At 69.5% G+C, this 19,000-nt stretch carries 22 protein-coding genes and 1 tRNA gene; 9 read left to right on the top strand and 14 right to left on the bottom strand.

Features of this window, described 5'->3' with window-relative positions; genetic code table 11:
• Positions 1–62: 62 nt before the first annotated feature.
• Positions 63–287, top strand: coding sequence for a helix-turn-helix domain-containing protein (locus AKI01S_RS31580; RefSeq protein ID WP_067825898.1), 225 nt, complete (start codon positions 63–65; stop codon positions 285–287).
• Entirely contained in the window at positions 287–1,474 is a 1,188-nt protein-coding gene (locus AKI01S_RS31585; protein WP_067825900.1) for a site-specific integrase, read from the top strand. Before AKI01S_RS31580 ends, AKI01S_RS31585 begins: the two co-directional genes overlap by 1 nt.
• Positions 1,475–1,485: 11 nt before the next feature.
• Here AKI01S_RS31585 and AKI01S_RS51035 read toward each other — a convergent pair whose 3' ends face one another.
• The 3 genes from AKI01S_RS51035 to AKI01S_RS31595 form a co-directional block, all read right to left on the bottom strand.
• Positions 1,486–2,436 (bottom strand): hypothetical protein, encoded by a 951-nt coding sequence (locus tag AKI01S_RS51035; RefSeq protein ID WP_157420286.1) that lies wholly within the window; start codon positions 2,434–2,436, stop codon positions 1,486–1,488.
• A gap of 320 nt (positions 2,437–2,756) precedes the next feature.
• A tRNA-Thr gene (locus tag AKI01S_RS31590) sits at positions 2,757–2,832 on the bottom strand.
• A gap of 55 nt (positions 2,833–2,887) precedes the next feature.
• Complete coding sequence (locus AKI01S_RS31595) at positions 2,888–4,387, bottom strand: alpha/beta hydrolase (protein WP_067825903.1); 1,500 nt, start codon at positions 4,385–4,387, stop codon at positions 2,888–2,890.
• Between the two features lie 158 nt (positions 4,388–4,545).
• Between AKI01S_RS31595 and AKI01S_RS31600 the strand changes: the two genes are divergently transcribed.
• From AKI01S_RS31600 to AKI01S_RS31620, 5 genes are all read left to right on the top strand, one after another.
• Positions 4,546–5,511 (top strand): glycoside hydrolase family 6 protein, encoded by a 966-nt coding sequence (locus AKI01S_RS31600; RefSeq protein WP_067825906.1) that lies wholly within the window; start codon positions 4,546–4,548, stop codon positions 5,509–5,511.
• Positions 5,512–5,566: 55 nt separating this feature from the next.
• On the top strand, positions 5,567–6,328 hold the full coding sequence (locus tag AKI01S_RS31605) for a DUF427 domain-containing protein (protein ID WP_067825909.1): 762 nt from the start codon (positions 5,567–5,569) through the stop codon (positions 6,326–6,328).
• A gap of 186 nt (positions 6,329–6,514) precedes the next feature.
• The gene (locus tag AKI01S_RS31610) at positions 6,515–7,591 is read left to right on the top strand and encodes a ferredoxin reductase (protein ID WP_067825911.1); all 1,077 of its coding nucleotides are present in this window, start codon (positions 6,515–6,517) and stop codon (positions 7,589–7,591) included.
• Positions 7,592–7,602: 11 nt separating this feature from the next.
• Entirely contained in the window at positions 7,603–8,739 is a 1,137-nt protein-coding gene (locus AKI01S_RS31615; RefSeq protein ID WP_067825913.1) for a fatty acid desaturase family protein, read from the top strand.
• Positions 8,740–8,956: 217 nt separating this feature from the next.
• A complete protein-coding gene (locus tag AKI01S_RS31620; RefSeq protein WP_067825915.1) occupies positions 8,957–9,463 on the top strand; it encodes a hypothetical protein in 507 nt (168 codons plus the stop codon).
• Between the two features lie 39 nt (positions 9,464–9,502).
• Here the strand turns inward: AKI01S_RS31620 and AKI01S_RS31625 are convergent, their stop codons facing one another.
• From AKI01S_RS31625 to AKI01S_RS31650, 7 genes are all read right to left on the bottom strand, one after another.
• Positions 9,503–10,333: a PSP1 domain-containing protein gene (locus AKI01S_RS31625; RefSeq protein ID WP_218009893.1), complete on the bottom strand. Its 831-nt coding sequence runs from the start codon at positions 10,331–10,333 to the stop codon at positions 9,503–9,505.
• Between the two features lie 102 nt (positions 10,334–10,435).
• Positions 10,436–11,467: a hypothetical protein gene (locus tag AKI01S_RS31630; protein WP_067825917.1), complete on the bottom strand. Its 1,032-nt coding sequence runs from the start codon at positions 11,465–11,467 to the stop codon at positions 10,436–10,438.
• Positions 11,468–11,694: 227 nt separating this feature from the next.
• Complete coding sequence (locus AKI01S_RS31635) at positions 11,695–12,531, bottom strand: fructosamine kinase family protein (RefSeq protein ID WP_067825944.1); 837 nt, start codon at positions 12,529–12,531, stop codon at positions 11,695–11,697.
• Positions 12,532–12,533: 2 nt separating this feature from the next.
• Entirely contained in the window at positions 12,534–13,013 is a 480-nt protein-coding gene (locus AKI01S_RS31640) for a low molecular weight protein-tyrosine-phosphatase (RefSeq protein ID WP_067825919.1), read from the bottom strand.
• Between the two features lie 36 nt (positions 13,014–13,049).
• Positions 13,050–13,220, bottom strand: a complete 171-nt coding sequence (locus AKI01S_RS31645) for a DUF397 domain-containing protein (RefSeq protein ID WP_245681861.1) — start codon at positions 13,218–13,220, stop codon at positions 13,050–13,052.
• A gap of 105 nt (positions 13,221–13,325) precedes the next feature.
• Positions 13,326–13,511: a DUF397 domain-containing protein gene (locus AKI01S_RS49605; RefSeq protein ID WP_084000441.1), complete on the bottom strand. Its 186-nt coding sequence runs from the start codon at positions 13,509–13,511 to the stop codon at positions 13,326–13,328.
• Positions 13,502–14,296, bottom strand: a complete 795-nt coding sequence (locus tag AKI01S_RS31650; protein ID WP_084000442.1) for a helix-turn-helix domain-containing protein — start codon at positions 14,294–14,296, stop codon at positions 13,502–13,504. The genes AKI01S_RS49605 and AKI01S_RS31650 overlap by 10 nt, the downstream gene beginning before the upstream one ends.
• A gap of 136 nt (positions 14,297–14,432) precedes the next feature.
• Here AKI01S_RS31650 and AKI01S_RS31655 point away from each other — a divergent pair, with 136 nt between their 5' ends.
• Complete coding sequence (locus AKI01S_RS31655; protein ID WP_157420287.1) at positions 14,433–14,888, top strand: ATP-binding protein; 456 nt, start codon at positions 14,433–14,435, stop codon at positions 14,886–14,888.
• Complete coding sequence (locus tag AKI01S_RS31660; RefSeq protein ID WP_067825926.1) at positions 14,885–15,091, top strand: hypothetical protein; 207 nt, start codon at positions 14,885–14,887, stop codon at positions 15,089–15,091. Before AKI01S_RS31655 ends, AKI01S_RS31660 begins: the two co-directional genes overlap by 4 nt.
• Before the next feature lie 102 nt (positions 15,092–15,193).
• Here AKI01S_RS31660 and AKI01S_RS31665 read toward each other — a convergent pair whose 3' ends face one another.
• The 4 genes from AKI01S_RS31665 to AKI01S_RS31680 form a co-directional block, all read right to left on the bottom strand.
• Positions 15,194–16,069 (bottom strand): permease-like cell division protein FtsX, encoded by an 876-nt coding sequence (locus AKI01S_RS31665; RefSeq protein WP_067825928.1) that lies wholly within the window; start codon positions 16,067–16,069, stop codon positions 15,194–15,196.
• Positions 16,066–16,593: a SigE family RNA polymerase sigma factor gene (locus tag AKI01S_RS31670; protein ID WP_084000443.1), complete on the bottom strand. Its 528-nt coding sequence runs from the start codon at positions 16,591–16,593 to the stop codon at positions 16,066–16,068. Before AKI01S_RS31670 ends, AKI01S_RS31665 begins: the two co-directional genes overlap by 4 nt.
• A gap of 48 nt (positions 16,594–16,641) precedes the next feature.
• The gene (locus AKI01S_RS31675) at positions 16,642–17,193 is read right to left on the bottom strand and encodes a permease-like cell division protein FtsX (RefSeq protein WP_067825931.1); all 552 of its coding nucleotides are present in this window, start codon (positions 17,191–17,193) and stop codon (positions 16,642–16,644) included.
• A 113-nt stretch (positions 17,194–17,306) separates the two neighbouring features.
• Positions 17,307–19,000, bottom strand: a 1,694-nt coding sequence (locus AKI01S_RS31680) for a S8 family peptidase (protein WP_067825934.1), incomplete at its 5' end; no start/stop codon positions are given.

Genomic DNA, 19,000 nt, shown 5'->3' on the forward strand with positions numbered 1-19,000 from the left:
GGCGCACCACCGACCAAAGCGCCGCGCCGGGCCCTCACCCCCTCGAAGGAGGCACCCTCATCATGGCCAACCACCCCACCCCCACCGCCCCGGCTCTGACGAAACTGCTCTACGACCTGAACGAGGCCGGGGAACTGCTGTCGATCGGGCGTACTGCTCTGTACGAGGAGATCACCTCCGGACGGCTGCGCTCGGTCAAGCGAGGAAAGTCCCGGCTGATCCCCGCTGACGCTCTGCTGGACTACGTCGCGCTGCTCCAGAACGAGGCCCGCGCGGAGGTGGCTTGATGCCGAAGCGGCGTAGCCGTGGCGACGGCGGACTGTACTGGAGCGAGAAGCGTCAGCGCTGGATAGCGGAAGTGACCGTCGGCTATACGCCGAGCGGCAAGCGCATCACCCGGAAGGCCAGCGACCGGACGAAGACCGGCGCTCAGAAGAAGCTCAGGGAGAAGCTTCGCGACCTGGAGGACGGCCTACCGAGCGAGGACACCCGGTACACCGTCGCTCAGGCCGTGCGGGACTGGTTGAAGCACGGGTTGCCCGGGCGCGACGAAGACACCGTCATCAAGTGTCGCGGCTTGGCCGAGAACCACATCATCCCGTTCCTCGGTGCGCGGAAGCTGCACGAGCTGACCGCCGACGAAGTGGACGAGTGGCTTCTTGACCGCGCAAAGCACCTCAGCACCGACACCCTTCGCCAGCTCCATTCGATCCTGCGACGGTCCATCAAGCGCGCCCAGAAGCGCGACAAGGTGAAGCGGAACGTCGTACAGCTCTGTGAGGTCCCCAAGGGCCGTGAGGGTCGCCCCTCCAAGTCCCTGACGGTGCAGCAGGCTATGGCCGTCGTGGAGGCTGCTGCCAACACAGCCATGTACGCCTACATCGTGCTGTCGCTGCTGACTGGCGCGCGCACGGAGGAACTGCGGGCGCTGCGTTGGTCACACGTAGTCGCCTACGACGCTGAGCGCGACGCCTGGCTCCCGGTGAAGACGGCCGGGTGGGAGCACGAGCAGTTCGCCGTGTACATCTGGCGGTCGGTGCGAGCTGGCGGCAAGACCAAGACCAAGACGTCGCGCCGGTCGCTGGCGTTGCCTAAGCGATGCGCGGAGGCGCTGCGCTTCCACGAGGAGCTTCAGGAGCGTCAACGCCAGGCCGCCGGCGACGCCTGGCAGAAGAACGACCTGGTGTTCGCCTCCACGGTCGGTACCGAGCGAAACCCGAACAACGTGCTCCGTTCGCTCCGCGCCATCCTGCGCAAGGTTCCCGACCTGAACCCGGAAGAGTGGACGCCGCGCGAGCTGCGCCACAGCTTCGTGTCGATCCTGTCGGACGCCGGAGTCGCCCTGGAAGACGTCTCCCGACTGGCCGGACACAAGAGCACCGAGGTAACCGAGACGGTCTACTGGCACCAGATCCGACCCGCGCTACTGGCTGGCGCGGAAGCCATGGACGACATTTTCGGAACTGACCAGTAGCTCAAATATAGCTAGACATCCTCACCTGCAGAGGGACCGAGATCGCGCCAAGAAACAAAAGCCTCCGGATCATTCTCAGCCTTGCGCGCAACCTCGCCCATAAAGCCCATTATTCTCCAACTCAGATAATCTTTGAGGTGATCAAAATTAACTACATCGAAATTAAATACTCCACTTATCGATGAAGTCAAAACCTCGCGAGTCATTGCCGCCCATGGGACAATTTTAGGGTCGAGTTCATCTTGGGCCACATCCAACTTAAAGATAGGGGAAGAGGTGACCACCATAGGATACATAAAGATAAAATGGGATCGGCTATTACTGCTCGTCATCGAGCGACCGCGCGAATGAGCAGGCCCTCTGTGCGCAGGCCATTGGTCTCGAAAATAATGAACCGACTTGGCCAGCGGAACAGTAATGGACGTAAATATTCCCCGATTGTCCGCCAGCCACTCTTTCTTTCTATCAAGACGAGTCATTTGCGTGGCAAGGAAATCATCATTCCAGGGCGCATAAGGGATCTCCTGCAAGTCAAGGAACCTCCTGGCAGGTATAGAGCGAATCCCCTTGCTCCCAGTGGACCAATCCACAAATTCGACTTCCACTTCGCGATGAGGGTAGATTTCCTCAATTCGATCCCTGTATCGCTCAGACTCTCGAAGTGGCCGCCCTATCAAAACATAAGGCTGACTACTCTGCTTACATTCCGCAATAATCCTAGCTTCGATCGATAGCGCCAATTCTTCATGCTGATAGAAAACTCTTCTTCCGTAAACGTCCACCTCTCGCGAAACAGTAGAATCATCAGGATCCGGGAAAGATCTGTTGGGAATAGTGAAAAACCCGGATTCTTGAAGCGTGGTTTCCGTTTCTTGTTCCAGTAGCCATCCCGCTGCACGCACCGCACGGATTAGCTCTTCCTTCGAAGGAAGGCTCGGATTGCGCTCAGAACTGGTCGACATGGGAAAAAGCTACAACTATCCGATGCTTCGCGCCCTGGGAACAGGAGAACTCCCACGGCTCGCGTTCCGTGCAGGCGGCCTTCCTGGAGCTCTCACTAGCCAGGGGATCTGGCTGACACCTGCGGGAAGTCCCCGACCAAGGCGGCGGGTGTCAGGCCACAGCAGTTCGCCACAGGTTCCTTCGGCCAGACGCCGGGGGCTGACTGGTTAGGAAGCTGACTCTGGAGGCTTCGACCGCTGTGTCGGTGAGCTCAGTCACCCAGCTAGACACTCCATCACGCCGGAGGCCCCTCCCGAGTGATCGGAAGGGGCCTCTGAGCTGGAGCCGCCTGTCGGAATCGAACCGACGACCTATTCATTACGAGTGAATCGCTCTGCCGACTGAGCTAAGGCGGCGTGCCACCTGGGGTGGCGGGCAGCAGTCTACCCAATCTTTCGGGGTGTGTGTGCATCAGCCGCAGCGGGTCCCGTTCGTCGGGGGTTCGGCCGTGGTGAGGTAGCGGTCGGTCGCCTGGGTCACGCAGCGGTCCCCCTGGAGGTAGGCGGTGTGGCCGTCGCCGTTGAACGTCAGCAGGACGCCCGAGTCCAGCTGCTTGGCGAGGGCCTCGGACCAGGCGTACGGGGTCGCCGGGTCGCGCAGGGTGCCGATCACCAGGATGGGGGCCGCGCCGGTCGCGGTGGGAGGCTTCGGTTCGGCCTTGGGCTTGGCCGGCCAGTAGACGCACGGGAGGCCGCCCCAGACCACGAACGGGCCGAAGCGCGGCGCCGACCTGCGGGCTTCGGCGACGGACTCGCCGTAGGTCTTGGCGTCGGGCGGGTTGGGCTTGTCCACGCAGTTCACGGACATGTTCGCGGCGACCTGGTTGCTGTAGGTGCCGTCGGGCTTCCGCTCCACCATCAGGTCGGCGATGGTGATCAGCTGGGTGCCGTCGCCCTGGCCGACCGCCTGGCTCAGGGCCTGGCGGAGGAACGGCCAGCTCTCCTTGTTGTAGAGCGCGGTCGCGATGCCCATCGCCACCCAGGACTCGGTGACCTTGCGGCTGTCGCGGCGGTTGGTGAGGGGGCGCTCGTCCGCCTGGCGGAGGAGCGCGGAGACCCGGTCGACCGCCGCGTCGGCGGTGGTGCCGAGGGGGCAGGCCGAGGTCTTCACGCAGTCCTCGGCGAAGGACCTCAGGGCCGTCTCGAAGCCCTTGGCCTGCTCCACGAGGAGGCCGGTGGAGGTCTGCTCGGGGTCCACCGCGCCGTCCAGGACCAGGGCCCTGACGTTCTTGGGGAACTGGTCGGCGTAGTACGCGCCCAGGTAGGTGCCGTAGGAGGCGCCGTAGTAGGTCATCTTCCGGTCGCCGGCCGCGGCGCGCAGGATGTCCATGTCCCGGGCCGCGTTCAGGGTGCCGACGTGGGGCAGGCGGGCGGCGGAGCCGGTCTGGCAGGACTGGGCGAACGTCCTGCTCTCGTCGGCCAGCGCGTCGGTCTCGCGCTGGTCGTCGGGGGAGGAGTCGGTGCTGAAGAAGCGGTCGAGGCCGGGGCCGTCCAGGCAGCGGACGGGGGCGCTGGCGCCGACGCCGCGGGGATCGAAGCCGACGATGTCGAAGCGGCGCAGGAGCTCGGGGCTGAACGCGCGGGCCGTCTTGCGGACGAACTCCACGCCGGACGCCCCCGGGCCGCCGGGGTTGGTGAACAGGGAGCCGATGCGGCCGGACTGCCCGCTCGCGGGCAGGCGGACCATGGAGATCCGGATGGTCTCGCCGCCGGGGTTGGCGTAGTCGAGGGGGACCTCGACCGTCGCGCACTGGAAGTCGCCGTCGCAGTCCTTCCAGGAGGCCTTCTGGCCGTAGAAGCGGTCCAGGCCGGGTGGCGTGCCGGTGGGCGTGGCCTGAGGGACCGCGCTGTCCGTGCATGCCGCCAGGGCGCACGCCATCAGGACGGCACCGGTGATCTTCACTGCCCGCATCTGGATCCCTTCCCCTGTTCTCCGCCCACGCTACGTGCCCGGGAGGGGGAGGACCATCGGGTCGGTCGTTGGTGTGGATAATTCGGTTTCGCGTGCGTCGGGCGTCCCGCCGCCCCAGACTGGGCCCGACCGTAATGATCATGTTCGGAGGGAGACCCGTGCTCGCGAGGAAGCTTCTCGTCCTGCTCCCGGTGGTGGCGCTGGCCGGCTGCGCGCAGCAGGACGTCCAGGTGAGCGCCGCCGGCCAGGCGGTCGCCAGCCCGTTCTACGTGGACCCCGACTCCAATCCCGCCAACTGGGTGCGCGCCCATCCGAACGACCCGCGCGCCGCGAAGATCAGGCAGGCCGTCGCGCAACGTCCGATGGGCCGCTGGTTCGGCGGGTGGAGCGGTGACGTCCGCAAGGCCGCCGACCGTTACGTGGCGGCGGCGCAGCGGGCGGGCAAGACGCCGATCCTGGTGCCCTACAACATCACCGACCGCGACTGCAGCGGCCATTCGAGCGGCGGGGCGGGCAGCCCGGCCAGGTACCGGGCGTGGATCGGGGCGTTCGCGGCCGGGATCGGAACGCGGCCCGCCGTCGTCGTGCTGGAGCCGGACGCCGTGGCCCAGATCGGCTGCCTGCCCACCGAGGCCGCCCGCAAGTCCCGCAGGGACCTGCTCAAACACGCGGTCAACCAGCTCAAGGCCAAGGCGCCCAAGGCCAAGGTCTACCTGGACGGCGGGAACGCCAAGTGGCACAAGCCCGCCGACATCGCCGCGTTGATGCACTCGGCGGGGCTCAAGAACGTTCGCGGGTTCGCCCTGAACGTCTCCAACTACTTCACCACCGCCGACACCGTGAAGTACGCCAAGCAGGTCAACGCGGCGCTGTCGGCCAAGTACGGCTACACCCGCACGTTCGTGGTGGACACCAGCCGCAATGGCAAGGGCGGCCGGCCCGGTGACTGGTGCAATCCCGCCGGGGCCAAGCTCGGCACCGTCTCCCAGATGGGCGGCGGCGCGGAGATGCTGCTGTGGGTGAAGGTGCCGGGCGACTCCGACGGCAAGTGCGGCGTCGCCCCGAACACGCCCGCCGGGCAGTTCAGCCCCGACCTGGCGATGCGGCTGATCGACGGGCGCTGACCGGATACGGCCCCCGGCGGCGAAATACCGGCCCGCCGGGGGCCGTTGCCCGGATATGAGCACCCCACAGGACACGACGCGGCGGACGCGGGTCCGGATCGAGCCGAGCGCCAGGCGCGTCCGCACCTATCTGGGCGGGCATCTGGTGGCCGACACCGTCCGCCCCTCCCTGGTCTGGGAATCGCCCTACTACCCGACCTACTACGTTCCGGTCGACGACGTCCGGGCCGAGCTCGTCAAGGAGGGCGCCGGGCGGCGGTCGCCCAGCAAGGGCGACTCGACCCTCTACACCGTGCGGGTGAACGGCGTGGAGGCGTCCGGGGCGGCGTTGCGTTACGAGGAGTCCCCGGTCGAGGAGCTGCGCGGGCTGGTGCGGCTGGAGTGGGACGCGATGGACGCCTGGTTCGAGGAGGACGAGGAGGTCTTCGTGCATCCCCGCAGCCCGTACACGCGGGTGGACGTGCTGCCGAGCTCGCGGCACGTGCGGGTGGAGGTGGACGGGGTCGTCGTCGCCGAGTCGAACGCGCCCCGGCTGCTGTTCGAGACCGGCCTGCCGACCCGGTACTACCTGCCGAAGGCCCATGTCCGGCTGGATCTGCTGGAGCCGAGCGAGACGGTGACCCACTGCCCCTACAAGGGCACGGCGCGGTACTGGTCGGTGCGCGCCGGGGACCGGCTGCACGAGGATCTGGTCTGGTCATACCCCACGCCGTTGCCGGAGAGCCGGGGCGTCGACGGCCTGGTGGCGTTCTACGACGAGAAGGTCGACGTGTACGTCGACGGGGTCCTCCAGGAGAGGCCCAAGACCTCGTTCTGACAGGTTTGCGCCTTCGCTCACAACTTCACACGACGTTTTTGGCAGCAGGCATTACACCATTTGATGGCACATAGTGCGATGGTGTGATGCCTGTCGCTTTTGCGGGCGGGCTCTTGCCCTCATGGCTACGGCTACGTAAGCGTAGGTTACGCCACCGTAAGTTGGAAGCGCCCGGGGAGGCCCGTCTTGACCGCTCCGCACGCCCGCCCGCTCGGCGAACGGCTCGTCGCCGCCGCCCGCAGGCTCACCACTCCCCTGCTGCCCGAGGACTACCTCTCGCTGCTCAACCCGCTGTGGTCGGACACGGAGCGGCGCGGACGGATCGAGAACGTCCGGCCGGAGGCCCCCGGCGCGGCGACCCTGACGATCCGGCCCGGCCACGCCTGGCCCGGGCACCGGCCCGGGCAGTGGGTGCGGATCGGCGTGGACGTCGACGGCGTGCGGTACTGGCGCACGTTTTCGCTGTCGTCGCCGCCGCGCCCCGACGGCCGGCTGACGATCACCGTGAAGGTCAACGAGTCCGGCCGCGTCTCCCGCCACCTGGTGCACCGGACCCCGCCGGGGACGATCGTCCGGCTGGCGGACCCCGAGGGGGACTTCACGCTCCCGGGCCCCGTTCCGGAGCGGCTGCTGTTCCTGACGGCGGGCAGCGGGATCACCCCGGTCATGGCGATGCTGCGCGACCTGGCGGACCGGGACGCGGTGCCCGACACCGTGCTGGTCCACTCGGCCCGCACCCCCGACGAGGTGATCTTCGGGACGGAGCTGCGCGCCCTGGCCGCCCGCCTGCCGGCGCTGACGCTGGTGGAGCGGCACACCGCCGCGCACGGCCGGATCAAGCCCGCCGACCTGGCCGACCTGTGCCCCGACTGGTCCGAACGCGACGCCTGGGCGTGCGGCCCCGCCGACATGCTCGACGACGCCGAGGCGCACTGGGCGGCCGCCGGGATCGCCGACCGCCTCCGCGTGGAACGGTTCCGGACCGTCCTGAAGGGCGCCGGCGGCGAGGGCGGCCGGGTGTGCTTCACCCGGAGCGAGATCGCCGTCGAGGCCGGTGGCTCGACCCCGTTGTTGCAGGCCGGGGAGGAGGCGGGCGCGCTGCTGCCCAGCGGGTGCCGGATGGGCATCTGCTACTCGTGCGTCGGCCGCCTGCGTTCCGGCCGGGTCCGCGACCTGCGCACCGGCGAGGTGCACGGCGAGGAGGGCCAGCTGGTCCAGACCTGCGTCTCCGCCGCCGCCGGACCCGTCGAGATCGACCTGTGAGAGGAGCCGGTATGACCACCGAACCGCACCCGACCGTCGCCCACCTGACCCCCGCCGACTACGAGGCCATCGCCCGCGAGCTCGACGCCATCCGCGACGAGATCACCGCCGACCTGGGCGAACGCGACGCCGCCTACATCCACAAGGTGATCCGGTGGCAGCGCGGCCTGGAGGTCACCGGCCGCGCCCTGCTGATGGCGTCGTCGCTGCCGCCCGCCTGGATCGCCGGAACGACCATCCTGTCGGTCGCCAAGATCCTGGAGAACATGGAGATCGGGCACAACGTCATGCACGGCCAGTGGGACTGGATGCGCGACCCGAAGATCCACTCCACGACCTGGGAGTGGGACAACGTCTCCCCCGCCGAGCAGTGGAAGCACTCGCACAACTTCGTGCACCACACGTTCACCAACGTGATCGGCAAGGACAACGACGTCGGCTACGGCATCCTGCGCGTCACGCCCGAGCAGCCCTGGCACCCGGTCTACCTGGCGCAGCCGCTCTACAACGCGCTGCTGGCGATGTTCTTCGAGTACGGCGTCGCGGTCCACGACCTGGAGCTGGACAAGGTCCGCACCGGCAAGGCCGACCCGGAGGTCACCAAGGAGAAGCTGCGCGCGATCGGCAAGAAGATCCGCCGCCAGTGGGGCAAGGACTACCTGGCGTTCCCGCTGCTCAGCGGCCCGCAGTTCCTGACGACGCTGGGCGCCAACTTCACCGCCAACATCATCCGCAACGTCTGGGCGCACTCGATCATCTTCTGCGGCCACTTCCCCGGCGACGTGGAGGTGTTCGAGGTCGGCGAGGAGCAGCTCGACGGCGAGACCAGGGGCGAGTGGTACGTCCGCCAGCTCCTCGGCTCGGCGAACATCAGCGGCGGCTCGCTGTTCCACCTGATGACGGGGAACCTCAGCCACCAGATCGAGCACCACCTGTTCCCGGACCTGCCCAGCAACCGCTACGCGGAGATCGCCCCGCGCATCCGGGAGCTGTGCGGGAAGTACCGGCTGCCGTACCACACGGGCCCGTTCGGCAGGCAGATCGGCTCCACCTGGAAGAAGATCGCCCGCTATGCCTTCCCCGGGCCGAAGCGCGTTCCGGCCCCGCCGCGCGCGCCGCTGGCCGGACGGCGGCCGGTCGCGGCCTGACGTTCGCGGAACGGCCCGGCGCTCCCGGGGGCGGGGAGCGTCGCGGGCGGCCGAGCGCCCCGGGTCCGCTCGCCCTCCTCCGGGTGGGACGGCCCGGGGCCGGGGACCGGCGAGGCGCCGTCTACCGGCGGAAACCCCTGCCACCCCCGCGTGGGATGACGCCGCGGCGCGTGCGAAACTATGGCGATCTTGAAGCCGACCCCCCGGAGGCACGACCGTGCGCACGCGCGCCCTGGCGCTCGCCGTTCCCGCCCTGCTCCTCGCCGTGGGAGCCTGCGACGAGAAGACCGCGCCGCCTCCCCCGTCGCCGCCCGCCGCCGTGAGCACGCCCGCCACGACCGAACCCGCCACGGCCACGCCCACCACGGGGTCCCCGGCTCCGAGCAAACCGTCGGCCGCCCCGACCAAGCCCCGCACCCGCCCGGCGAAGCCCTCCCGTAAGCCGGTGCTCTCCGGGCCGCGCACCGGCTGCGGGGAGGTCCGGCCTCCGAACGGCGACATCCTCGCGGTGGGGATCGACAAGGGGCGGGCCGAGTGCGCGACCGCCCTCCGGGTCTTCCGGACGTACTACCGCAGGGACACGCCCAAGCAGGGTTCGGGCGGCCTCGCCACCGTCGAGGGCTGGACCTGCATCAGCAACACCGCTGCCGCTTCGGCCAGCTCCGGCCGCGTGTCCTCCTGCCGGAAGGCCGGGGTCACGATCGTCGCCGACGTCATCCCCTGACCCGCGTCGAGCGCGGGCGCCGGTGTACGGCCGACGGCGTCAGGGACGTTCGTCGCCGTACACCGCGTCGTGCTGCTTGCGCGGCGAGCACACCGACGCCGACGGGCAGGCGCAGCGGCCGCCGCCGTTGAGCCGGACGGTGACGGTGTCGGAGGGGACGTTGCGGGCGACGACCTGGCCGGGGCCCTCGGGCGTCTCGACGCGCTCGCCGAGCCTCGGCATCTCCTGGTGGGCCTGCACGTACAGGGGGTGCTCGTACTTCAGGCAGCACATCAGGCGGCCGCAGGCCCCGGCGATGCGCAGCGGGTTCACCGGCAGGTCCTGGTCCTTGGCCATGCGGACCGAGACCGGCTCGAAGTCCTTCAGGAACGTCGCGCAGCACAGGTCCCGGCCGCACGGCCCGATGCCGCCCTGGAGGCGGGCCTCGTCGCGGGGCCCGACCTGGCGCAGCTCGACGCGGGCCTTGATGGAGCGGGCCAGGTCGCGGACCAGCGCGCGGAAGTCGACGCGGTGCGGGGCCGAGAAGTAGACCTTGAAGACGTTGTCGGCGTCCAGGAAGTCCACGCCGATCACCTTCATCGGCAAGCCGTGCTTGCGGATCAGGCGCTTGGCGATGGACCGGCCCTCGGCGCGGCGGCGGCGGTTGGCCTCGTCGCGCGCCAGGTGCTCCTCGGTCGCCGGGCCCGCGCACACCGGCAGGCCGCCGATGTCCTCGCTCACCCACTGCGGCGCCCACACGCACTCGGCGACCTCGGGCCCCGCGTCGGTCGGCACCAGGACCTTGTCGCCGACCCGGAACGTGTGCGAGCCGGGATCCAGGTAGTACAGCCGTCCGTAGCGGCTGAAGCTGACGGCCATCACCATGCCCATGGTCTCGCTCCGTTCCGCCCCGGTTCCGCGCCTCCCACCCTACGCGGCGGGGGCGCCCTGCGGTGTGGTCAAGATCACCGAATTGTGATCATCCACCCGTGGTCACCAGGCGGCGTCGGAGAGGTCCTGGGCCGGAACGGCCCCGCCGCGCGCGTACAGGCGGCCGTCGTCGCCCACGGCCAGCAGGTGACGGCCGGTGGCGTCCGGGGAGATCCGGGCGGGGGTGGCGTCCTGCTGCCGCTTCCACAGCACCTGGGCGGGCTGCCCGGTGGCGGACGAGTAGGTCTGGAGCGTCAGCTCCGACCCCTGGCCGACGCCGACCACGACGGTGCGGCCGTCGTGGCTGAGGATCGCCGAGACGCTGCCCTTGGGCAGCTTCATGACGGCCTTGCTGACCCGCAGGTCGCCGACCGGACCGGCGGTGTCGAGACGGCGCAGCTGGTGGCTGACGACGGTGGGGCGGCCGTTGACCGTGCGGATCGGGTTCCACACGAACGACAGGGTGCTGCCCGCCCACGACAGGTTCGTGATGCGGCCGGGGAGCCTGGTGGTCCAGGACCGGCGTTCGCCGGTGGCCAGGGACACCACGTCGACGCGGCCCGTCTGCCCCCGGTAGGTGACGGAGGCGAGCCGGTCGCCGTTCCGGTCGACGGCCAGGTCCGACCAGGCGGTGGCGGCGCCGTCGACGGTGACGTTCGGGATCGCGGCCAGGTCCTTGGGGGTGCCGTCGGAGTCCAGCCGCAGCCGGTTGAACACGACCTTCCGCCGGTCGGTCACGGCCGACACCACGTAGGTGCCCTCGCCCCCGGCCGCGATGTGCCGGAACCGCTGCCCCTGCGGCGCGGCGACCGGCGGCCCGACGTCCTTGCCGGTCTTCACCTCCCGCACGACCAGGGCCGTGCCGGTGCGGCGCACGCCGACGACGTAGCGGGGGCCGGAGGTGTCCTGCTGGCCGGACGCCTGCTTCGCCGACGCCTTCGCGGGCTTGTCGTCGTCCTCCTGGAAGCGGTGCACCAGGTCCACCCCGCCGCCGATGCCCGCCGCGACCGCCGCCGCCACCCCGAGGGGGACGGCGCGGCGCCAGTACCGAACGACACGCGAAGGAGAGGCCGAATCCGTGTGCTTTCCATCCATGGGGGTTCCGTCTGCCCGCTTTCGCCCTTGTCGCTGCCGGTCGTCACCAACACTTCTATCTCATGACAAACAGCCATGATTACCGAATCCGACGATGTCAGCGAACCCTGGATGTTCCCTGAACGCGTCGGGACGGGCGGTATCCGTTACCCAAAGTAGTTTTCCCTATGCCTGAATGGCGCGGTCCAATGCGCGTCCCTTACCGCGGATCTCCGTAGCGTCGCCGGTCAGCGGGCCAACGCCAGGGCGGCGCGGGACGCGGCCACCGCTTGCTCTCGGTAACCACTGCCGAACAGGGCGACATGGACCAGCAACGGATGAAGTTGGTGCAGCGGGATCCGCTCGCGCCAGCCGTCGGCGAGCGGGGCGGCCTCGTCGTAGGCGGCGACGATCCGCTGGAGACGGGGCGCGCCGAACAGCGCCAGCATCGCCAGATCCGTCTCGCGGTGGCCGCCGTGCGCGGCGGGGTCGATCAGCATCGCGCGGCCGCCGGTCCACAGGACGTTGCCCGACCATAGGTCACCGTGGATCCGGGCGGGCGGCTCCGGTGGCCCGGCGAGGGCGTCGATCCCCTCGATGACCTTCTCGACGAGGCGGACGCCGTCCCCGCCGAGGTCGCGGGCGGCGCGGCGCAGGAACGGGGCCAGGCGGCGTTCGGCGTACCAGCGCGGCCACGGCCCCGGGTCGGGGGTGTTGTCGAGGGGCAGGTCGGCGATGAAGCCGTCCCAGGGCGCGCCGAACGCGTCCGGCGCGGCGGCGTGCAGGGCGGCCAGGTCGCGGCCGAACCGTTCGGCGGCCCGCGCGGTGGGGGCCTCGGCGGGCAGCCAGGGCAGGACGAGCCGGTGCTCGTCGGCGGCCAGCACCTCGGGAACGGGTGCGTCCGGCCCGGCCCCGGCCAGCCAGCGCAGCCCGGCGGCCTCGGCCGCGAACACCCCGCCCCGCCCGTGGGCGGCCTTCACGAACACCTCGCGGCCGTCGGCGAGGGCCACCCGGTGCAGGGTCCAGGAATGGCTGGAGCCCAGGTCGGTGACGCGCTCGACCCGGACCCCCAGCAGCTCCCGCACGGTCACTTCTCCTTCAGGCCCGCCCGGATGTGCTCCAGCAGGCCCGGAACGGCCGCCTCCACCAGCTCCAGGACGTGCTCGAAGTCGGCGTCGTCTCCGTAGTAGGGGTCCGGCACGTCCAGGTCGTCCCCGGCGTCCGGGTCGAACTCCCGCACCAGGCGGACCTTGTCGCGCGCCTCCGCGTCCGGGGCCAGCGAACGCAGCGCCCGCAGGTGGCCCCGGTCCAGCGCGAGGATCAGGTCGTACCGACCGAACCAGTCCGCCCGGAACCGCCGAGCAGTGTGCGACGACTCGTAGCCCGCCCGCCGCAGCGCCGCGACCGTGCGCGGGTCGGCGTCGTCCCCCGCGTGCCAGCCGTCCGTTCCGGAGCTGTCGACCTCGACGTCCAGCCCCTCCTGCTCGACGTGGTGACGCAGCACCCACTCGGCCATGGGGGAGCGGCAGATGTTGCCCGTGCAAACGAACGTGACGCGATAGGACATGCCCTCCATCCTGCCCGAGCACCCCCGCCACCCCGACTAGAGGCTCTTGACGAACGCCGCCAGAGCGCGCGCTTCCTCACGGCTAATGAACAGCAGACCACCGCCCGGGTCCTTGCTGTCGCGAACGCCGACGACTCCGCCGAGATCAGCGACCTCGATGCAATGCCCGCCGTTCTCCGTACTCTGCGACGCCTTCCGCCACAGCACGCTCCTCAACCCCACCTACGTTTCCTGAATCAACGTACAGAGCGCTATCACCTGGATAGAAACCCGCACGTCCAAGGAGTACCTCGAACGAAGGGCGCTCTTCCCCTACAGGTTCTTCACAGCCCGCGAGAGCACACAAGCCTCCTCGTGGCTGATGAGCACCACTTCACCCTCGGGGTTTCTACTGTCACGCACGGCTACAGCACCAGGAACGGCTGCCAGCTCAACACAGGCATCCCCCTCAGCATGACTCCGCGTGCTTTTGCGCCAGGTGACGTTACTCAGGTCCATCTCTGCTCAATCACCTTCCGAATAAAGTCCCTCGTATCCGCCGCGTTGAGGGATTCGGCTTGCAGTGTAGCCATCGTCCTGGATACACGCGCAAGGTGTACAGGTTCGTAGCTCATGTTCCCGCCTACGGCGTCGGTGGTATAGAGAACCTCTCGGCGGTCGGGAAGAGTGGCGACGATGAACGAACCCCGTACGCCCTTGTATTCCGCGAAGGGAGCCACTTGAACGTTGGTTCCGTCCTGGCGCGACACCGCGATAAGACGTTCAAGTTGCTCGCGCATCACTTCGCGAGAGCCGATCTCTCTATAAAGAACGCTCTCCTCCAGAACGACATGGAGAAGTGGGGCTGGTTCCCGCTTAAGCCATCCCTGACGTTTCATGCGAAGAGCGACGGCCTCTTCGTCGCGCAGCAGGGCCGCCGCGTATGCCTCCGTCTGGAGCAGGCCGTTGACGAAGTATGCTTCGTACGCCCTGATCTCGCATGCTCTCTGTTCAGCCTTTTCGAAGCTCGCGAAGTACTGCGGGAAGACGGGATCCTCCTGCAGCGGCTCGATGAACTCTCGCCAGGCCGACAAGATCTCGCCCTCCGCTCCGAGGGCCTCGTCCATTCGCACCGCGAAGTCCTGGCGGCACTGCGTAGCCCCCGTCTCCACCTGGGAGATGTAGGAGCGAACGACGTTCAGCCGTTCCGCGAGGTCGTCCTGAGTGATTTTCGCACGCTTACGCCACTTCCTGACCTCACGACCGAAGTTCATCGACTCAGGCGTTCGAGGGGGGTTCGCCATGATCAGTCTCTTCGCTAGTGGCCTGTCAGCGGAATGTCAGAAGCGTTAGCCGCTCGTGGGTGGTGCGCGGGTACCGGGCGGCTCACGTGGAAACGCTACGTCCGCGAGTGCCTTCATGTAAGCGCGTCACACGACATTGACCGGGAGTCACGAAACGAAGGCAGCCGCCATGATCAGTGCGCCTCCGCCGGCCGCGCTCACCGACCCGTCGACGCTGATGATCGTTTCCGCTCCAGAATCGATCAAGACGGCGCGGGATTTCGCGCGGGACTGGCTTGACGCGAAGGGTTACGAGCGCGAGGCGGTGGGGGTCGCGTTGCTGGTGATCAACGAACTCGTCACCAACGCCCATAAGCACGGGAGTGCGCCGGGTGAGGTGATCTCGGTCCGTCTCTACCTGTCGGCGGTCGGGCCCGTGGTCGAGGTGCGGGACGGGAGCGACGCCGAGCCGCGGGCGCTGCCGCTCACCTTGGACCGGTTCTCCGGGCGCGGGCTGGCGATCGTCTCGGAGCTCACGAAGGCGTGGGGGTTCCGGCCCCTCGCGTCGGGCGGCAAGGCCGTGTACGCCGTTCTGAACGGAGGCGCGGCATGACGCCCCGGGACGTCCTCCTCGTCGTCCTGCGCGACCTGTTCCCGCAGTGGGAGATCTGGGTGTGTGACCGGGGCGTGTGGCGGGCCGCCGGATCCATGCTGGTCAGTTCCTCGACGGTCGAGGGGCTGGTCGAGCATCTGGCGGGCGCGGACCCCGGCTCGTTCGCGAAGGCCGCGCGCAGGCTCGTGGAGCGTTCCGCATGATCGACGACTGCTTCGCCTGTCCGCGCTGGCCACGGCCCGCGCGTTGGCGGAAGCGCCGACGGAGCCCCGGCCGGGATGTGCCGGGGCGCGTCGCGTCGGCGGCTAGTCGGTGAGCACCCCGTTCACACCGGGTTGGGCGGTGATCGCCCTGAACGCGGTGAGGGCGCGGTCCGAGTCCAGCGCCACGTGGAGCACGACGGGCGTGTTCTTCTCCAGGAGCTTGGCGACGGTTTCCACCTTGCTCCGGGCTGGGCCGTCGGCCGACACCGCGCGTCTTCTGACCTCGTACACGAGGTCGACCTCGCCGGGCAGGGCCTCCAGCCACCGTTCCAGGCCGCGCAGTTGCTCCACGGTGGCGCTCCGCCCGTCGCAGCGGGAGCCCGCGGAGCCCTTCGTGCAGAGCCTGATCCGGAAGCGCGGACTCTCCAGGATGATCTGGTCGATTCCGGGGCGGCCGATCAGGACCTTCCGAAGTTCGGAGAAATCACTGACGCCGTCGAGCCGGACCCGGAACGACTCCGGGATGTCGCCGGGCTTGGTGGCGTCGGCGAAGGAGGGGCTGTCGCGGAAGCGTTCCTTGAACCGTTCGTAGGCCGCGTCCCGGTTCTCGTACTCGACCTGCCGCACGGCCGGGAGGGCCCTCAGGGCCTTCTTCACCTCCTCGCGCTGCGCGGGGGTGACGTCCTTCTTGGAGCAGAGCCGGTTCGTCGAGGTCTTCGTGCACAGGAAGATCACGGCCCGGACGCCCTTGTCCGCCGGGGTCGTGAGGGTGACCTTCCGGTCGCCGTCGTCGCCGGTCAGCGCGACGCCCGTGCCCACGGCGGCGGTGACCGCCAGCGCGGCCCCCGCGACGGCCATGGCGGGCCGCCACGCGAAGCGGCGGCGTCGCCCGAAGTCGGGCGCGGGGACGTCGCCCGGCTCCAGGACCTCCCCCACGCCGCGCAGCGCGTCGGTGAGCCGTTCCTCGGTGCGGTTCATCCGGCGTCCTCCCCCAGCATCCGGCCCAGCGCGGCGATCCCGCGCGAGGCGGTCGACTTGACGGTGCCGCGGCTGATGCCCATGGCCGCGGCGATCTCCTCTTCGGTCAGGTTCGCGAAGTAGCGCAGCACCAGCGCCTCGCGCTGCCGGGCGGGCAGGCGGTGCAGCGCCGCCAGGACCTCGCGCCGGTCCTCGCCGACCATGGCGGCGGTCTCCGCCGACCAGACCGGCGGCTGGTGCTGGACGCGGAACGGCAGACGGCGGCGGCGCAGCACCTTGCGGGACCCGTTCAGCACGGCCGACCGCAGGTACGTCAACGCCTTGTCGCGGTCGCGCAGGCCGCCCCACCGCCGGTAGAGCCCCGCGAACGCCTCCTGCACGACGTCCTCGGCCGTGGGCCGGTCCCCGACCATCAACAGGGCCAGGCGCATCAGTCCCAGCGCGTGGCCCCGGTACAGATCGGTGACGGCCGAGTCCGCGTCGGCGGAGGTGTCGGCCTCCGCCGCGCGTTCGATCCTCACCATCTCGGCTGCTTCCATGTCCCAGAGACCCCTGAGGGGTCCCCGGGTTGCTCAGGTCCCGGAGAACGGGCCCCGCCGGGCCCCCGCGGCCGGACGCGGCTGGATCGTCACCTGGTCGACTCCGGGTCGGCCGCGCATGCTCCCCTGGAGGGCGGCGGCCTCCCGGTCCCCGGCGACCCGCACGCGGTAGGAGTCCGGGATGTCGCCCAACCTGGCGCTCCTGAGCAGGTCGGGCCTGTCCGCGAAGACCTTCTTGAAGCGCTCGTAGGCTTCCTCGAAGCTCTCGTACTCGACCCTCCGGACGCCCGGCATCCGCTTCAGCTCTGTCTCCACCTCCGCCTTCTGCTGGGCGGTCGCGTTGGTCCTGCCGCACTTCGGGTTCGTCGCCGTCCGGGTGCACAGGAAGACCGAGACCGTCACCTCCGACGACGACTTCGTGGTGGTGGGGGCGTCCCGCCGCTTCCAGACGAACACGGCGGTCGTGCCGAGCAGGACGATCAGGACCAGCGCGGCCACGGCGGCGACCAGTACGGGACGGCGCGCCGGTGGACGGCTCGGCGGCTCCGGGGCGGTCGGGTCCGGGACGGGGGGCGGCGCGTTCATGATCTCGGGTTCCTCTCGGGGGACGACGTGATCGGTGAGTGGACGCGGGAGCCATCGGAAAAGAGCACGGCCCCCGGCGAGAACCGGGGGCCGTGATCATGGAGCGGTGCGGGTCAGCGCTTCACCGCGCCGAGGGCGTCCACGATGCCGTGGCCGTAGAACCCGTTGCGGGCCTTGCCGCCCTCACAGGTCTGCTTGGAGGTGTTCCTCACCCACTCGCCCTGGGCGTTCTTGCGGTACCAGACGTACTCGACGGTCCGGGGGCTCGGGCAGGCGCGCTCGTTGGCGGTGCCCAGCAGGATCCGCTCGGTGGCGCGCGGGTCCAGGGTCAGGCCGCCGCGGGCGCGGTCCTTCCTGCCGTACCGGCTGACGATCAGGGCGGCGACGCCGGCGGCGTGCGGGGACGCCATCGAGGTGCCCTGGATCGACTGGTAGTAGCCGCAGACGCCGTTCCTGCAGTCGCGGATGACGCGGGTGGTGTTCGGGGTGCCGTCGGGGTTCAGCTCACCGGCCTCGCGGGCCAGCGCCTCGGGGTAGGCGGCCCAGATGCCCAGCTTGTCGTCCGGCTTGCCCTCCGGGTTGTCGTACTTGTCGCCGCCGGGCGCGGCGACGTCGATGTAGCCGTTGCCGAAGCTGGAGTACACGGCCTTGCGCTTGGTGATGCCGGTGGAGGAGACGGCGACGACGCCGCGGCCCTCGGACGGCATGGACTCGCAGGCGGGGGTGACGGTGCGCTCGTAGGGCTTCTCACCGGGACGCGAGGCGAAGTCGGGGCTGGTCACGTCGGTGTTGTTCTTGGTGTAGTCGACGTACTCGTTGCCCGCCGCCGCGACGAGGGTCACGCCGCGGGTGCGCGCGTAGTCCAGGGCGCGCTGGGTGGCGGCGATGATGGTGCGCTGCTCGACCTTGTCGGTCCAGGAGTCGGCCGGGTTGTTGGCGCAGTTCCAGAGCCACGGGTCGATGTAGTAGCTCATGTTGACCACGTCGACGCCGGTCTTGGCGGCGTAGGTCAGCGCGTCCACGGTCGGCTGGAGGAAGAACAGGCCGGAGTCCTGGCCGACGCGCAGGTTGACGATCGAGGTGTTGGGGGCGACGCCCGCCATGCCCAGGCCGTTGCGCGGCGAGGCGATGGTGGAGGCGACGTGCGTGCCGTGGCCGTTCTCGTCGACGTTGTTGGCGTCGTTGCAGGACTTGTCGGGCTCGTTGGCGCAGGGGCCGTCGAGCTCGTTGCCGTCGGCGTCGGTCGGGACGTCGACGGTGAAGTTGCGGCTGAGCCTGCCGTTGAAGTTCGGCTTGATGTCCGGGTGGTTGCCGTCCACGCCGGTGTCCATGACGCCGACCAGCACGCGGCGGTCACCGGGCTCGGTGCGGTAGGAGCCCTTGGCGGTCGCGTTGATCTGCTTCATGTCCCACTGCAGGTCGGCGAGGGGTTCCTCGCCCTTGCGCGGGGTGGTGGCGGCCTTGGCGGAGGGTCCGCGCGAGCCGGACTCCTTCTCGACGTGGCGGCCGCGGGCCTTGGCGGAGGTCTTGGGGGCCTGGCCGATGACGCGGTTGTGGGCGACGCCCTCCAGCACCTTCTGGCGCATGGCGGCGACGGTGAACTTCGGGTTCGCCGAACGGACGGTGGCGACCCCGACCGCACGGTTCTCACGGATGATCGTTCCCCCGGCCGCCTTCACGGCGGCGTGGGCCTTCCCGAGCTGGGCGCCCTTCCGGTAGAGCACGACGTATTCGGAGACCTCGGCCTTGGCCTGCGCGGGGCTGGCGACCGCGGCTCCGGGGAGCGCGAGCGCCGTGGTCGCGGTGG

This window comes from Actinomadura kijaniata NBRC 14229 (genome assembly GCF_001552175.1).
Taxonomy (GTDB): domain Bacteria; phylum Actinomycetota; class Actinomycetes; order Streptosporangiales; family Streptosporangiaceae; genus Spirillospora; species Spirillospora kijaniata.

Bases quoted from the DNA above. Each gene is read 5' to 3' on its own strand.
- AKI01S_RS31595 (WP_067825903.1), bottom strand. From the start codon at position 4,387: ATGCGGGCAGTGAAGATCACCGGTGCCGTCCTGATGGCGTGCGCCCTG.
- AKI01S_RS31615 (WP_067825913.1), top strand. From the start codon at position 7,603: ATGACCACCGAACCGCACCCGACCGTCGCCCACCTGACCCCCGCCGAC.
- AKI01S_RS31665 (WP_067825928.1), bottom strand. From the start codon at position 16,069: ATGAACCGCACCGAGGAACGGCTCACCGACGCGCTGCGCGGCGTGGGG.
- AKI01S_RS31640 (WP_067825919.1), bottom strand. From the start codon at position 13,013: ATGTCCTATCGCGTCACGTTCGTTTGCACGGGCAACATCTGCCGCTCC.
- AKI01S_RS31670 (WP_084000443.1), bottom strand. From the start codon at position 16,593: ATGGTGAGGATCGAACGCGCGGCGGAGGCCGACACCTCCGCCGACGCG.
- AKI01S_RS31580 (WP_067825898.1), top strand. From the start codon at position 63: ATGGCCAACCACCCCACCCCCACCGCCCCGGCTCTGACGAAACTGCTC.
- AKI01S_RS51035 (WP_157420286.1), bottom strand. From the start codon at position 2,436: ATGTCGACCAGTTCTGAGCGCAATCCGAGCCTTCCTTCGAAGGAAGAG.
- AKI01S_RS31650 (WP_084000442.1), bottom strand. From the start codon at position 14,296: ATGGCGAACCCCCCTCGAACGCCTGAGTCGATGAACTTCGGTCGTGAG.
- AKI01S_RS31630 (WP_067825917.1), bottom strand. From the start codon at position 11,467: ATGGATGGAAAGCACACGGATTCGGCCTCTCCTTCGCGTGTCGTTCGG.
- AKI01S_RS31585 (WP_067825900.1), top strand. From the start codon at position 287: ATGCCGAAGCGGCGTAGCCGTGGCGACGGCGGACTGTACTGGAGCGAG.
- AKI01S_RS31675 (WP_067825931.1), bottom strand. From the start codon at position 17,193: ATGAACGCGCCGCCCCCCGTCCCGGACCCGACCGCCCCGGAGCCGCCG.
- AKI01S_RS49605 (WP_084000441.1), bottom strand. From the start codon at position 13,511: ATGGACCTGAGTAACGTCACCTGGCGCAAAAGCACGCGGAGTCATGCT.
- AKI01S_RS31660 (WP_067825926.1), top strand. From the start codon at position 14,885: ATGACGCCCCGGGACGTCCTCCTCGTCGTCCTGCGCGACCTGTTCCCG.
- AKI01S_RS31625 (WP_218009893.1), bottom strand. From the start codon at position 10,333: ATGGGCATGGTGATGGCCGTCAGCTTCAGCCGCTACGGACGGCTGTAC.
- AKI01S_RS31605 (WP_067825909.1), top strand. From the start codon at position 5,567: ATGAGCACCCCACAGGACACGACGCGGCGGACGCGGGTCCGGATCGAG.